The sequence below is a fragment of the Pseudomonas sp. D8002 genome (assembly GCF_013385695.1).
Classification (GTDB): domain Bacteria; phylum Pseudomonadota; class Gammaproteobacteria; order Pseudomonadales; family Pseudomonadaceae; genus Aquipseudomonas.
Genome location: NZ_JACAPM010000024.1, coordinates 170259 through 184691 on the forward strand (window position 1 = coordinate 170259; position 14433 = coordinate 184691).

The 14433-nt window shown below is 61.1% G+C and carries 14 protein-coding genes; 5 read left to right on the forward strand and 9 right to left on the reverse strand.

What is annotated here, in order from left to right:
• Window positions 1–146: 146 nt before the first annotated feature.
• Window positions 147–2330, forward strand: coding sequence for a YccS family putative transporter (gene yccS / locus HX807_RS13610; protein ID WP_003216889.1), 2184 nt, complete (start codon window positions 147–149; stop codon window positions 2328–2330).
• A 104-nt stretch (window positions 2331–2434) separates the two neighbouring features.
• Here yccS and HX807_RS13615 read toward each other — a convergent pair whose 3' ends face one another.
• Window positions 2435–3172, reverse strand: coding sequence for an ABC transporter substrate-binding protein (locus HX807_RS13615; protein WP_043226204.1), 738 nt, complete (start codon window positions 3170–3172; stop codon window positions 2435–2437).
• 220 nt (window positions 3173–3392) lie between these two features.
• On the opposite strand from HX807_RS13615, the gene HX807_RS13620 reads away from it, so the two are divergent.
• Window positions 3393–3845, forward strand: a complete 453-nt coding sequence (locus tag HX807_RS13620; protein WP_003216885.1) for a GNAT family N-acetyltransferase — start codon at window positions 3393–3395, stop codon at window positions 3843–3845.
• Between the two features lie 115 nt (window positions 3846–3960).
• Here HX807_RS13620 and HX807_RS13625 read toward each other — a convergent pair whose 3' ends face one another.
• The 3 genes from HX807_RS13625 to HX807_RS13635 are packed head-to-tail and all read right to left on the reverse strand — an operon-like array spanning window position 3961 to window position 6932.
• Window positions 3961–4257: a helix-turn-helix domain-containing protein gene (locus HX807_RS13625; protein WP_003216883.1), complete on the reverse strand. Its 297-nt coding sequence runs from the start codon at window positions 4255–4257 to the stop codon at window positions 3961–3963.
• Window positions 4258–4276: 19 nt separating this feature from the next.
• Entirely contained in the window at window positions 4277–4777 is a 501-nt protein-coding gene (locus tag HX807_RS13630) for a M48 family metallopeptidase (protein ID WP_087693221.1), read from the reverse strand.
• Window positions 4778–4820: 43 nt separating this feature from the next.
• A complete protein-coding gene (locus HX807_RS13635; protein WP_087693222.1) occupies window positions 4821–6932 on the reverse strand; it encodes a bifunctional diguanylate cyclase/phosphodiesterase in 2112 nt (703 codons plus the stop codon).
• 308 nt (window positions 6933–7240) lie between these two features.
• On the opposite strand from HX807_RS13635, the gene HX807_RS13640 reads away from it, so the two are divergent.
• The 3 genes from HX807_RS13640 (at window position 7241) to HX807_RS13655 (ending at window position 10078) form a co-directional block, all read left to right on the forward strand.
• Window positions 7241–7906, forward strand: coding sequence for a polysaccharide lyase family 7 protein (locus tag HX807_RS13640; RefSeq protein WP_003216876.1), 666 nt, complete (start codon window positions 7241–7243; stop codon window positions 7904–7906).
• A gap of 141 nt (window positions 7907–8047) precedes the next feature.
• Window positions 8048–9277 carry an alanine racemase gene (gene alr / locus HX807_RS13645; RefSeq protein WP_134327449.1) on the forward strand — a complete coding sequence of 410 codons (1230 nt, stop codon included), beginning with the start codon at window positions 8048–8050 and terminating at the stop codon, window positions 9275–9277.
• A gap of 507 nt (window positions 9278–9784) precedes the next feature.
• Window positions 9785–10078 carry a fructose-bisphosphate aldolase gene (locus tag HX807_RS13655; protein ID WP_087693224.1) on the forward strand — a complete coding sequence of 98 codons (294 nt, stop codon included), beginning with the start codon at window positions 9785–9787 and terminating at the stop codon, window positions 10076–10078.
• A gap of 59 nt (window positions 10079–10137) precedes the next feature.
• Here the strand turns inward: HX807_RS13655 and fba are convergent, their stop codons facing one another.
• The 5 genes from fba to epd form a co-directional block, all read right to left on the reverse strand.
• Window positions 10138–11202: a class II fructose-bisphosphate aldolase gene (fba, locus tag HX807_RS13660; RefSeq protein ID WP_003177554.1), complete on the reverse strand. Its 1065-nt coding sequence runs from the start codon at window positions 11200–11202 to the stop codon at window positions 10138–10140.
• Between the two features lie 197 nt (window positions 11203–11399).
• Window positions 11400–11735 carry an MliC family protein gene (locus HX807_RS13665; RefSeq protein WP_017476464.1) on the reverse strand — a complete coding sequence of 112 codons (336 nt, stop codon included), beginning with the start codon at window positions 11733–11735 and terminating at the stop codon, window positions 11400–11402.
• Between the two features lie 60 nt (window positions 11736–11795).
• The gene (locus tag HX807_RS13670; RefSeq protein ID WP_008434073.1) at window positions 11796–12023 is read right to left on the reverse strand and encodes a hypothetical protein; all 228 of its coding nucleotides are present in this window, start codon (window positions 12021–12023) and stop codon (window positions 11796–11798) included.
• Between the two features lie 29 nt (window positions 12024–12052).
• A complete protein-coding gene (locus tag HX807_RS13675; RefSeq protein WP_003216867.1) occupies window positions 12053–13216 on the reverse strand; it encodes a phosphoglycerate kinase in 1164 nt (387 codons plus the stop codon).
• Window positions 13217–13235: 19 nt separating this feature from the next.
• A complete protein-coding gene (gene epd, locus HX807_RS13680) occupies window positions 13236–14285 on the reverse strand; it encodes an erythrose-4-phosphate dehydrogenase (protein ID WP_008434077.1) in 1050 nt (349 codons plus the stop codon).
• Between the last annotated feature and the right edge of the window lie 148 nt (window positions 14286–14433).

Below are 14433 nucleotides of genomic sequence, written 5' to 3' on the forward strand. Positions count from 1 at the left end.
GAGCAAGCCCGCTCCCACATTTGGTTCGTGGTGTGCTTGGAAGTAATGCCTGGAATAAATTTTGCTCTCAGATGTGATCGCCACGCTTGCCGTGGCGTCATTACTGGCTCAATTTAGCGGCATCGTCCCGGAAGACCCCAGACTTCATGTCATCGACCTCCTTCAAGCAGTCCATGCGGCGCCTTTGGGCACTGGACAAGTTCAGTTACAGCGTACGGGTATTCATCGCCCTGACCGGCAGCATGGCGCTGTGCTGGTACCAGAATGAAATGGCGCTGCTGATCCCGCTGTTCCTGGGCATTATCGCCAGCGCCCTGGCCGAGACCGATGACAACTGGCAAGGCCGGCTCAACGCCCTGGCCGTGACACTGGTGTGCTTCAGCACTGCGGCACTGTCCGTCGAACTGCTTTTCCCTTATCCCTGGATCTTCGCGATCTTCCTGGCTCTGTCCAGCTTCGGCCTGACCATGCTCGGTGCCCTCGGCGAGCGTTATGGGGCGATCGCTTCGGCCACCCTGATTCTCTCGGTCTACACCATGATCGGCGTGGACCAGCGCGGTGGCGCCGTCACCGACTTCTGGCATGAACCCTTGCTGCTGGTTGCCGGCGCCGCGTGGTATGGCGCGCTGTCGGTGTTGTGGCAGGTGCTGTTTTCCAACCAGCCGGTGCAGCAGAGCCTGGCGCGACTGTTTCGCGAGCTGGGGCGTTACCTCAAGCTCAAGTCGTCGCTGTTCGAACCGATCCGCCAACTGGATGTGGAAGCGCGGCGCCTGGAACTGGCGCAGCAGAACGGCCGGGTGGTGGCAGCACTGAACGCCGCCAAAGAGATCATCCTGCACCGGGTCGGCAATGGTCGCCCGGGCTCCAAGGTCAGCCGCTACCTCAAGCTGTACTTCCTGGCCCAGGATATCCACGAGCGCGCCAGCTCCTCGCACTACCCTTACAACGCCCTCGCCGAAGCCTTCTTCCACAGCGACGTGCTGTTCCGCTGCCAGCGCCTGTTGCGCCAGCAAGGCAAGGCCTGCCAGACCCTCGCCGAATCGATCCAGATGCGCCAGCCTTTCGTCTATGACGACAGCTTTGCCGAAGCCCTGGGCGACCTGAATGCCTCCCTGGAACACCTGCGCATCCAGAGCAACCCGGCCTGGCGCGGCCTGCTGCGCTCCCTGCGCGCCCTGGCGGCCAACCTGTCGACCCTGGACCGCCTGCTGGGCGACGCCGCCAACCCCGACAGCCTGGCCGATGCCACCGACAGCAGCCTGCTGGACCGTGCACCGCGCAACCTCAAAGAGATGTGGACACGCCTGCGCACGCAGTTGACGCCGACTTCGTTGCTGTTCCGCCATGCCCTGCGCCTGCCCCTGGCGCTGAGTATCGGCTACTGGATGGTGCACTTGATTCACCCGTCCCAAGGCTATTGGATCATCCTCACCACGCTGTTCGTGTGCCAGCCAAACTACGGCGCCACCCGGCGCAAGCTGGGCCAGAGGATCATCGGCACCGCCATCGGCCTGACCATCGCCTGGGCGCTGTTCGACCTGTTCCCCAACCCGCTGATCCAGTCGATGTTCGCCATCGCCGCGGGCCTGGTGTTCTTTATCAACCGCACCACGCGCTACACCCTGGCGACCGCCGCGATCACGCTGATGGTGCTGTTCTGCTTCAACCAGGTGGGCGACGGCTACGGGCTGTTCCTGCCACGGCTGTTCGATACCTTGCTCGGCAGCCTGATCGCCGGGCTGGCGGTGTTCCTGTTCCTGCCGGACTGGCAGGGCCGGCGCCTGAACAAGGTGCTGGCCAATACCCTGACCTGCAACAGCATCTACCTGCGCCAGATCATGCAGCAGTACGCCGCGGGCAAAAGCGACGACCTGGCTTACCGCCTCGCCCGGCGCAATGCCCACAACGCCGACGCCGCGCTGTCCACCACCCTGGCGAACATGCTGATGGAGCCGGGGCATTTCCGTAAGGAAGCGGACGTGGGGTTCAGGTTCCTGGTGCTGTCCCACACGCTGCTCAGCTACCTGTCGGGGCTGGGCGCCCACCGGGAAACCCAACTGCCGGCGGAAGTGCGCGAGCACTTGATCGAAGGCGCCGGGAAGACGCTGGCGGCGAGCATCGACGAGATCGCCACCGGGCTGGCGAACAAGCAGCCAATTGCGATTCAGAGTGATGCCGAGGAAGCCTTGGCAGTGGACCTGGAGCAGATGCCGGATGAAATTGACGAAGGGCAGCGGCTGGTGCAGACGCAATTGGCGCTGATCTGCCGGCAACTGGGGCCGTTGCGCACGTTGGCGGCTCACCTGATCAAAGATACCAGCGAAGCCTGAACCCTCTTCGCGAGCAAGCCCGCTCCCACATTCGGCCGAGTTCCACCTTTGGAATGCGGTCGAATGTGGGAGCGGGCTTGCTCGCGAAGGGGCCATTAGCCTCACTACATCCCGTGCTGCTTCATCAACCGCGCATAACTGCCATCTGCCTTCATCCTGGCAATCTCCCGATCAAACCCGGCAACAATCTGCTGATGCTGAGGGTTTTTCAGACTGACCAGTATGTGCAGGCTGTTTTCACTCAGCGGCACCGGCAAAAACTCCACCGCGTTGCGCACGGTGGCGGACTCCCGAGCCAGGTAGTAGCGGGCGACGAATTCGTCCTCCAACGTCAGCCGCACCCGCTGCGCCGCCAGCATGCGCACGGCCATGGCGAAGTTATGCACCGGGACTTTCTGCAATTGCGGATCGGCATCGAACGCCGCTGAATAGGCATAGCCACGCACCACCGCGACGGGGTAGTCGTGCAACTGCTCCAGGTTCTGGTAGTCGATGGGATCGTCGCGGCGCTTGAGAAACAGCACCCGGTTGAGCAGGTATTCGCCGGAAAACTGCCCCAGCTGAGTACGCGCATCGTCGTACCAGGCGTTCACCAATACGTCGTAACGCCCATCGCCCACACCCATCAGGGCGCGGGCCCAGGGCACCTGTTCAAACTCACTGGCATAGCCGGCACGGGCCAGGGCGGTGGTGACGATGTCGGTGGCCAAACCACCATTGACCAGGGTGGCGTCAGTGAACGGCGGCCAGGCATCCGCCACCAGTCGCAAGCGTTCTGCCGCCGCCGCCTGGGCCAGCAACAACAAACCGATCAAAGCAACGGCACGAGAAAATCGCGGCATGCTCAAGTCCTTGGCGGGCATTCTATGGCCTGACCTCTGGGGCAACCCGAGGATTTAACAGTAGCTCATCAATGAGCCTGTACTGCAGATTACACAAAGACGGCAGCGTCGCACGCAGAGAATGATGGCAAATTGATCTCACTCACAAAAAAACCGCAATTTAGACACTCGCCTCCCGCGCGCTTACTATCCTGACCAGACAATCAGCCGAGAGAACACCATGACAGTCGAATGGGTCTGCAAACACCACAGTGACCTGGGCAAGGAGCAGCTGTACGCCATTTTGCGCCTGCGCTCGGAGGTCTTCGTGGTCGAGCAGAAATGCGTGTACCAGGACATCGACGGCCAGGACCTGGACGGTGATACCCATCACCTGATGGCCTGGGATGATGGTCAACTGCAGGCCTACCTGCGCCTGCTGGATCCTGAATCACAGGGTGGTGATGTGGTGATCGGCCGGGTGATCGTTGCGCCGAGCGCGCGGGGTACCGGGCTGGGCCACCAGATGATGGATGAGGCCCTCAGGCAGGCAGAGAAACAGTGGCCCGACGTGCCGATCTATCTGTCGGCCCAGGCGCATTTGCAGGGGTATTACGGGCGGTACGGGTTTGTGGTGGCGGGTGAGGAATACCTTGAGGATGACATTCCACATATAGGCATGCGCCGGGCATGAGGGCCTCTTCGCGAGCAAGCCCGCTCCCACATTTGACCGAGTTCCACCTTTGGAATGCGGTCGAATGTGGGAGCGGGCTTGCTCGCGAAGGCGTCAGCCCGGTCACCACAAGCCTTCAGGGGTAATCCAACACCTGTTTAATGCTCGCCAGGTTCGCCTCGATCCAGCGCCGATCAATCGCGCCCCAATCACGAATCCGATAGCGCCCGGCATGATTGCGGGCCCCGTCTTCCTGTTCAAACTCACACACAATATCCAGGTCCGCCAACGCCGCAATCGTGTCCTGTGCAGTACGCCGGGGCATGCCCGTCACCTCGGTCAGTGCCGGCACGCTGCTGGCCAGCTGACTATCAATCAGGTACGCCACATACAGGCGCCGGTAGAAGCTGCTTTTGGTCTTGCTCACATCCATGCTCGATCGCCTTTGAAGGTCAGGGCTTGCCCTGCAGGTCCCGCCAGGTCAGGTACACCCGCAGGTCGAATTCCACCTGATGGTAGCCCGGCAACATGTATTCACAGAGTTTGTAGAACGCCTTGTTGTGGTCCGATTCCTTGAAGTGCGCCAGTTCGTGTACCACGATCATGCGCAGAAATTCCGGCGCGGCTTCCTTGAACAGCGAGGCGATACGGATTTCTTTCTTCGACTTGAGGTTGCCACCCTGCACCCGGGAGATGGTGGTGTGCAGGCCGAGGGCGCGGTGGGTCAGGTCCAGGCGGTTATCGAACAGCACCTTGTCGATGGCCGGGGCGTTGCGCAGGTGTTCCTGCTTCAGGGCCTGGGCGTAGTTGTACAGTGCTTTGTCGCTCTGCACGCCATGCCGTTCGGGGTAGCGCTGGGTCAGGTAGTCGCCGAGTTGGTCCTTGGCAATCAACTGGCGCACTTGCTCCTGCAATGCTGGGGGGTAGGCCTGGAGGTATTTCAGCGCGGTCATGGGGTCAACAACGGGTATTTGAATGGGCGCCAGTGTAGCGAATTCAGCGGGCCGCTGCGCGCAGGCGCCAGTCGGCAATTTCATCCGCGATCAACGGCGGCGCCACCTGCGGGCCCTGGATGAACTGGCAGCCGTTGGCCTTGAGCCATTCAACTTGCTCCTGGGTCTCGACACCTTCGGCAATCACCAGCAGATCAAAATGCCGGCACAATTCGATAATGCTGCGCGCCATCGCCGCGTCCCGGGATGAACCCGGCAGGCGGGCGATCAGCTTCGGGTCGAGCTTTAGGGTGTCGAATTCCAGGTCCCGCAGGTGGGCCAGGGAGCAGTTGCCCGCGCCGAAATCATCCAGGGCAATCCGCACGCCGGCCCGGCGCAACAGCTTGAGCTGCTTGGTGGACTCATCCAGGTTGTGCATCAGGCTTTCTTCACTGATCTCCACCTCAAGCTGCCGGCCTTGCAACCCATGTCGCTCCAGCACCTGCTGCAGCTGGCTGGCCAGGTTCGGCATATTGAACTGGCTGCTGCTCAAGCTCACGCTCAGGACCAACTCATCGCTGAACACCCCTGCCCATGCCTGCCGCTGGGCGGCCACCTGCTGGTAGATCCAGGTGCTCAACTGGCTGATCAGCCGCGCCTCTTCGAGCAACGGCAGAAACAGCCCCGGCGGCACATCGCCGACACTCGGGTGCTGCCAGCGCAGCAGCGCTTCGACGCCCCGCAGATGGCCGTCGTGCAACGACACCTGCGGCTGGTACACCAGGGTGAAATCCTTGCTGTCGATGGCGCTGCGTACGCTGTCTTCGAGCATCAGGCGCGAGCGGGCCCGGCCGTTCATTTCCTGGTCGTAGTAGCGATATTGCTGACGCCCGGCGCGCTTGGCCTCGTACATCGCGACGTCCGCCGCGCGCAGCAGGCCGTTGAGGTCCGAGCCGCAGTCCGGGAAAGTGGCAATGCCGATACTGACGCCCAGCATCACATCCAGACCGTCGACCTGCTGACAGATCGACACCCGTTCGATCAGTTTTTCCGCAATCTTGGCCGCCTGCTCCGGAAATTCCAGCTCCAGCAGCGCGGTGAATTCATCCCCGCCCATGCGGCCAAGAATGTCGTAGGAGCGCAGGCACGCCTTCAACTGTTCCGAGACCCAGCGCAGCACGCGGTCTCCGGCGTCGTGGCCGAGGGAATCGTTGACCCGCTTGAACCCGTCCAGGTCCAGGTACAGCAGCACCAGCGACTGCTCGTTACGCTCACTGCGCAACAGCACATTCTCCACCGACTGGTGAAACCCACGCCGATTGAGCAGGCCCGTCAGCGGGTCGGTGACGGCCTGGAACTCCAGTTGCTGATGCAGATGGCGCACCTCGGACATGTCCAGCACCGTGACCACCATGGCTTTCTGCTCGGCCGGTAGCGGGGCGCACGACATCGCCACGGGCAACTGCTGGCCGGGTGCGGTGCGCAAGATGGCGTCGTGCAGGCGCCAGGTTTCGCCACGTTTGTAGCCTTCATACAAGGCAGAATCGGACCACCCAGGCACATGGGGCTTCTGTAGGAAGCCCAGGAACTCGGCACCCTGGATCTCAGCGACCGGCGCATTGATCAGCCGCGAAATCGCCGGGTTGGCGTAGCTGATCACGCCGTCTTCGCCCACCACCAGGATGCCTTCGGCGGCATTGTCGAGCACCGAGGCATTGAAGGCCCGGGCCGATTCCAGATCGTGACTCAGGCGCTGCAAGGCACGGCGGTTGCGCTGGTGCTCCAGCAGGGCCTGGACCTTGGGCTTGAGGATATTCGGGTCGAAGGGTTTCAGCAGGTAGTCGATCGCGCCGCTGGCATAGCCTTCCAGCATCGCCGCCGGCGATTGGGCGTGAGCGCTGAGAAAGATGATCGGGGTCAGTTGCGTGCGCTGGCTGCCGCGCATCAGCCGGGCCACCTCGAACCCGTCCATGCCGGGCATCATCACATCCAGCAACACCAGGTCGACGTCGTGTTCGAGCAGCAATCCCAAGGCTTCAACCCCGGAGGCCGCCGTCACCACATGCCAATCTTCACGCTGCAATAGCGCACGCATGCTGATCAGGTTTTCGGGATAGTCATCGACCACCAAAAGCACTGAACAACCATCGCGAGGCTTGATTGGAGCGCATTCCATTGCTGCTTCTCTTTCGTCGGAGTCATTCCGGTCATTTTTGCGACAAAACCGGATAAACAATAAGGGCTCACTCTAGCCCTGGATCCCATAAAGCAGAAGCCACGACGGTGCCATCATTGCGCCAAAGCCCAGACAACCGACTAACGGTCAGTGTCTACAGCCCGCGGTTTACGGGAAACATGGCTTTTTGACATTTCATTGGCGCCAACAATCCGCCACAAAGCCATTAACAATCCATTTCGAGCCACCTATAAAGAAAGTGCCGGCTCCCGAGCCAAGGCCTTCTTTCCCCGTTAAAGGCGTATTCAATGATTGATCTGTCCACCTGGAACCTGAGCATCCCCGTCGGCTCCCCGCCCTCGACCATCGACACGCCGAAACTGCTCAGCGGGTTCAAGGACCAATACTTCCAGGCCGAAGGCAGCAGCGTGCAATTCTGGACCCCGGTAACCGGCACGCGTACCGAGAACGCTGTTTACCCTCGCAGCGAACTGCGGGAAACCTACGCCGACGGCCGCCTGCGCAACTGGCTGTACAGCGACGCCGACAATTTCCTGCGTGCCACGTTGGCGGTCAACAAGGTGCCGTCCTCCGGCAAGGTGGTGATCGGTCAAATCCACGCCTACGAAAGCCAGAAGCCACTGATCAAGGTCGAATACCAATACAAGGAAAAAACCCAGACCGGCAACATCGTCGCCAAGGTGCGCATGCGCCCTGACGAGTCGGAAGGCCGGGTGATCATCGTCGCCGAGAACGTACCGCTGGACCGCGACTTCACCTACGTCATCCACCTGAACAAGGCCGGCCTGCTAAGCGTCGACGCCGCCAACGGGCAGTGGAACGAACGCATCGGCGCTGCGTGGGGCAAACAGCCGCTGTACTTCAAGGCCGGCGCCTACGTGCAGGACAACAGCGGCAACAGCAAGGAAGGCGCCCGCGTGACGTTTGCCAAGCTGGACATTGATCACGACTGAAGCTGATTCGCTTCAGCGATCTATCCCACGACGCTTTAGGACAGAACCGCGACCCAGGGTCTCGACTTTCTTGTAGGACAATCCGAGTATGGCGCCGCGCACGCGCACTACCCCCTACAAGAAAGTCATGGAGACTGCCCAATGCCCTTTTCCCGCACCCTGCTCGCCCTCTCTATGGGCATGGCACTGCTGCAAAACCCGGCCTTCGCCGCCCCGCCCCTCTCGATGGCCGACGGGGTGGCCCAGGTCAATATCCAGGACAGCAACGCCTGGGTCGAAATCAACAAGGTCGCCTTCGAAAACAATATCCGCACCCTGCAAGCCAGCCTCGCTGACAAGTCGAAAATCTGCGCCGTGCTCAAGGCGGACGCCTACGGTCACGGCATCGGTTTACTGATGCCCTCGGTGATCAAACTGGGCGTGCCCTGCGTCGGCATCGCCAGCAACGAAGAAGCCCGCGTGGTCCGTGAAAGCGGCTTCAAGGGCCAACTGATCCGCGTACGCACCGCCGCCCTGAGCGAGCTGGAAGCTGCGTTGCCGTATAACGTCGAAGAGCTGGTGGGCAATCTGGACTTCGCCGTGCGCGCCAGCCTGATCGCCGAAAACCACGGCCGCCCACTGGTCGTGCACCTGGGCCTGAACTCCAGCGGCATGAGCCGCAACGGTGTGGAAATGACCACCGCCCAGGGCCGCCGCGACGCCGTAGCCATTACCAAGGTGCCAAACCTGCAGGTGACGGCGATCATGACCCACTTCGCCGTTGAAGATGCCGCCGACGTGCGCACCGGGCTCAAGGCGTTCAACGAACAAGCCAACTGGCTGATCAGCGTCGCCCAGCTCGACCGCAGCAAAATCACCCTGCACGCCGCCAACTCCTTCGCCACCCTGGAAGTACCCGAGTCGCGGCTGGACATGGTTCGTCCGGGCGGCCTGCTGTTTGGCGATACCGTACCGTCGTTCACCGAATACAAGCGGGTGATGCAGTTCAAATCCCACGTGGCGTCCGTCAACAGCTACCCGAAAGGCAACACCGTAGGCTACGACCGCACCTACACCCTGGCGCGGGATTCGAAACTGGCGAACATCACCGTGGGTTATTCCGACGGCTATCGCCGGGCGTTTACCAACAAAGGCATCGTGCTGATCAACGGGCACCGGGTGCCGGTGGTGGGCAAGGTGTCGATGAACACCCTGATGGTCGATGTCACCGACGTGCCGACCGTGAAGAGCGGCGATGAGGTCGTGTTGTTCGGCAAGCAGGGCGCGGTGGAGACCAGCCAGGCGGAGGTTGAAGACATCAACGGTGCGTTGCTGGCGGATCTGTATACGGTGTGGGGTAACTCGAATCCGAAGGTGCTGGTGGAGAACTAAGTCTCCTCACATCTCGTAGGCACTGTCCTATGGACCCAAGGATCATTCGGTGATTAACACAATCACTTAAACAACACTTATCCCTGTGGGAGCTGGCGGTGCGACGATTCGACTTGCCCGCGATGGCGGTGTATCAGCCAACTTATTCTTCGACTGGCACACCGCCATCGCGGGCAAGTCGAATCGTCGCACCGCCGGCTCCCACAGGGGTCCTGTGTCCTACAGGGCCGTTGCGGTGAATCGGAGCGCCGCTTATAGTTCGCCCCGTCGCCGGCATTGAACGGCGACAGGGTTTCGCAGCCCTAACGATACGTGTGTAACCAAGCATCATGAATGCAACGACTAGCGCTTCTACGTCCGTCGTTTATTTTATGGTGGCTGTGTGTGGGAGACCTTCGGGTCTGCCGGGTTCCTCGTATCCTCGGTCTGCGAACCCGCACACAGCTACCACCCATTCGTTTCGCAGCGAATGGCGGTAGTCCTTTTTAGATACGAGGAATATTTGCCATGACGCCAGAACTCCCGCCCCGCCGTTTCACCCCCTGCACCGAAACAGCCACCGAATACCCGGTACTCCTGATCGACAGCGAAGCTCCGCTGCAGGACCTGCACGCCTGCCTGCGTGAACGCCTCAACGCCGCCCTCGAACACCTCAACCTGATGGCCTGCTCCAGCCTGCCCGATTTTGCGGAGCGTGACCTGAACCACGTAGCCAACACCGCCCGCATCCTGGTGCAGGACGTAAGCGACGTATTCCGCGTCATCGAATACCGCGGCTTCGACACCCCCGCAGCCGCCTGATCAAATTTCAGCCACAAAAAAGCCCGCATCGCTGCGGGCTTTTCATTAACGCGTAAGGCTTAGTTGACCTTGGCGTTCAACTCACCTTTCAGGTAACGCTGGTACATCGCTTCCAACGAGATAGGCTTGATCTTCGAAGCGTTGCCCGCAGTACCGAAGGCTTCGTAACGTGCGATACATACATCACGCATGGCAGTCACGGTAGCGCCGAAGAATTTACGTGGGTCAAATTCGCTCGGGTTGGTGGCCATCAGGCGACGCATTGCACCGGTGGAGGCCAGGCGCAGGTCGGTGTCGATGTTGACCTTGCGCACGCCGTACTTGATGCCTTCGACGATTTCTTCAACTGGCACGCCGTAGGTTTCTTTGATGTCGCCGCCGTACTGGTTGATGATCGCCAGCCACTCTTGCGGTACCGAGGAAGAACCGTGCATCACCAGGTGGGTGTTCGGGATGCGCTTGTGGATTTCCTTGATGCGGTCGATGGCCAACACGTCGCCGGTAGGTGGCTTGGTGAATTTATAGGCGCCGTGGCTGGTGCCGATGGCGATGGCCAGGGCATCAACTTGGGTTTTCTTGACGAAGTCAGCAGCTTCTTCCGGATCGGTCAGCATTTGGCTGTGATCCAGTACGCCTTCGGCGCCGATGCCGTCTTCTTCACCGGCCATGCCGGTTTCCAGGGAACCCAGGCAGCCCAGCTCGCCTTCAACCGAAACGCCACAGGCGTGAGCCATGGCCACGGTTTGTTGGGTGACGCGTACGTTGTATTCGTAGTCGGTCGGGGTCTTGCCGTCTTCGCCCAGGGAACCGTCCATCATTACCGAGCTGAAGCCCAGCTGGATGGAGCGCTGGCACACGTCAGGGCTGGTGCCGTGGTCCTGGTGCATGCACACCGGGATGTGCGGGAATTCTTCGATCGCGGCGAGGATCAGGTGACGCAGGAACGGGGCACCGGCGTATTTGCGCGCGCCGGCCGAAGCCTGGACGATCACTGGAGAGTCAGTCTTGTCAGCGGCTTCCATGATGGCGCGCATCTGCTCAAGGTTGTTGACGTTGAAGGCTGGAACGCCATAGCCGAATTCGGCTGCGTGGTCCAACATCTGGCGCATGCTGATAAGTGCCATTGTAAGTCTCTCTCCCGGTCGAGGGTCGTTAATCGTGCAAGCCTGCCGTAGCGGCGGCTGCTATTCAAGTTATTGAAGGTCAGGCTTTCAAAGCCTGCCCTGCTTAATCGTTAAACCTGTCTGCAGGAGCCGGCTTGCCGGCGATGGCGGCTGACGCTATCGCCGGCAAGCCGGCTCCTACAGGTGATCGCGGCGTGTTATTGCGCTTTACAGCCGCGCCCGATCAAATCATCGGTGGCAACCCAGTAAACCAGGCCTTCCTCACCTTTTGTGTGAAACGCCAACTGGCCGTCGCTGTACAGCACGCCCGAGGCCGCCACATCCTGCTTGAGGCGATACACCTGGTCCGAGCCGCCGAGGCGTACATCCACCTGGGTGCGGGCCTGGTCGGCAAAGCGCCAGTTGACTTGCGCCTGGCTGTCACACGTCCAGGTGGTCCACTTGTCTACCGGCTCTGCCTTCTTGTCGAACATGTTCAGGTTGGTGCATCCGGCCAATAACGCCAGTGCTGCCAGGGCGAAAACGCCTTTCATTGCCAATCCTCAAGCGGCGACCTGCGGCCACCGCTGCTGTCGGTTAGTGAATCAGACCCGTCAAGGGCAACCCTGTTCCTGACCGTTGGGCGCAGAGTCGTATTTCTCCAACCCGTCCGGCCCGATGCGCTTGTTGATCACCGGCATGGTTTCGGCTTGCCAGTCAGCCTGATAGCAACTCTTTTGCCGAGCCGCCCCGGCCTTTTCAGACTCGGGCGCCGCTTTCGGCGTGCTGCCGCAGCCGGCCAGCAGGCCCGCTGCAATCACCAGTGCCAACGACCTGATCATCGGAATGCTCCTTTTCCTCAGCAAGTGCCTTATCCCTTGGCCCGGCTTTCCAGCACTTCGACAGCCGGCAGTACCTTGCCTTCAACGAATTCGAGGAACGCACCACCCCCCGTAGAAATGTAGGAGATCTGGTCAGCAACGCCATATTTATCGATGGCCGCCAGGGTGTCGCCACCGCCAGCGATGGAAAATGCCGAGCTTTCAGCGATGGCGTGGGCCAGCACTTTGGTGCCGTTGCCGAACTGGTCGAACTCGAACACGCCGACCGGGCCGTTCCACAGGATGGTCTTGGACGACTTCAGCAGTTCAGCGAAGTTGGCTGCCGTTTGCGGGCCGATGTCCAGGATCATGTCGTCAGCGGCAACGTCAGCGATCAGCTTGACGGTGGCTTCGGCGCTTTCAGCGAATTCCTTGGCCACCACCACGTCTACCGGCAGCGGCACGCTGACCTTGGCGGCAATGGCGCGGGCAGTGTCCAGCAGGTCCGGCTCGTACAGCGATTTGCCCACCGGGTGACCGGCAGCCGCCAGGAACGTGTTGGCAATGCCGCCGCCGACGATCAGCTGGTTGCAGATCTGGCTCAGGCTGTTCAGCACGTCGAGCTTGGTGGACACCTTGGAGCCGGCAACGATGGCGGCCATCGGTTGGGCCGGAGCGCCGAGGGCCTTGCCCAGTGCGTCCAGTTCAGCCGCCAGCAACGGGCCAGCTGCGGCAACTTTGGCAAACTTTGCCACGCCATGGGTCGAACCCTCGGCACGGTGAGCAGTACCGAAAGCGTCCATCACGAACACGTCGCACAGGGCAGCGTATTGCTGGGCCAGTTCGTCGCTGTTCTTTTTCTCGCCCTTGTTGAAGCGCACGTTTTCGAACAGCACGATGTCGCCAGCCTTCACGTCCACACCGTTCAGGTAGTCGGCAACCAGCGGCACGTCGCGACCCAGGGCCTTGCTCAAATATTCAGCTACAGGCTTGAGGCTGTTTTCTGCCGAGAATTCACCTTCGGTCGGACGACCCAAGTGGGAGCAGACCATCACGGCCGCACCTTTTTCCAGGGCCAGCTTGATGGTCGGCAGCGAGGCCAGGATTCGCGCATCGCTGGTGACAACACCGTCCTTGACTGGGACGTTGAGGTCTTCGCGGATCAGTACGCGCTTACCTTGCAGATCGAGGTCGGTCATCTTCAACACGGTCATGGGGGGCAATTCCTGAGAGCTAAAGTTGTGGAGAGGCTGTTTGCAGATAGTGTTCTGCAACGTCCAGCATTCGGTTGGCAAAACCCCATTCGTTGTCGAACCAAGCCAGGATGTTCACCAGCCGTGGGCCGGAAACGCGGGTCTGGCTGGCATCGACGATGGCCGAATGCGGGTCGTGGTTGAAATCACAGCTGGCGTGCGGCAACTCGGTGTAGGCCAACAGGCCTTTGAGCGGGCCGCTGGTGGCGGCGTCGCGCAGGATCCGGTTGACTTCGCCGGCATCGGTGTCGCTGACGGTTTGCATGGTGATGTCTAGGCAAGACACATTCACCGTCGGTACCCGTACGGCTTTGGCCTGGATTCGCCCGGCAAGTTCCGGCAACAGTCGCTCGATACCGCGCGCCAGGCCGGTGGACACCGGAATCACCGACTGAAACGCCGAACGCGTGCGGCGCAGGTCTTCATGGTGGTAAGCGTCAATCACCGGCTGATCGTTCATTGCCGAGTGAATGGTGGTGATCGACACGTATTCCAGGCCAATCGCCTGGTCCAGCAGGCGCAACAACGGCACGCCGCAGTTGGTGGTGCAGGAGGCGTTGGACACCAGCAATTCGGCACCGGTCAGGCAATCCTGGTTCACGCCGTAGACGATGGTGGCGTCGACATCCGCCTCGCTGGCCATCGGCTGGGAGAACAGGACCCGTGGTGCGCCGGCGTCGAGAAACCGCTGGCCGTCGGCACGGGTGTGATAGGCACCGGAGCATTCCAGCACCAGGTCGACGTCCAGCGCCGCCCAGTCGATGCCCTCAGGGGTGGCACTGCGCAGGACCTTCACGCAGTTGCCATTAATATGCAGACAATCGTCCTCGACCCGCACTTCGCCGGGGAACCGGCCGTGGGTGGAGTCAAAGCGTGTCAGGTATTCGATGCTGGCCATGTCCGCCAGATCGTTGATCGCGACAATTTCAAACCCGGCCGCCGGCCCTCGCTCGAACAGAGCACGCAAGACGCAACGACCAATCCGGCCGTAGCCGTTGAGTGCAACTTTGTAGGGACGCGGTTGAGGCATGGGGTTCTCGCATTGTGGGCGACACAAACCATTGTAGGAGCGAGCTTGCTCGCGAAGAACCCGAGAGCGCCGCGTTAAACCAGAAACGCTGCGATATCGTTGACGATCTTCGCGAGCAAGCTCGCTCCTACAGTGGATGCGGCAACCA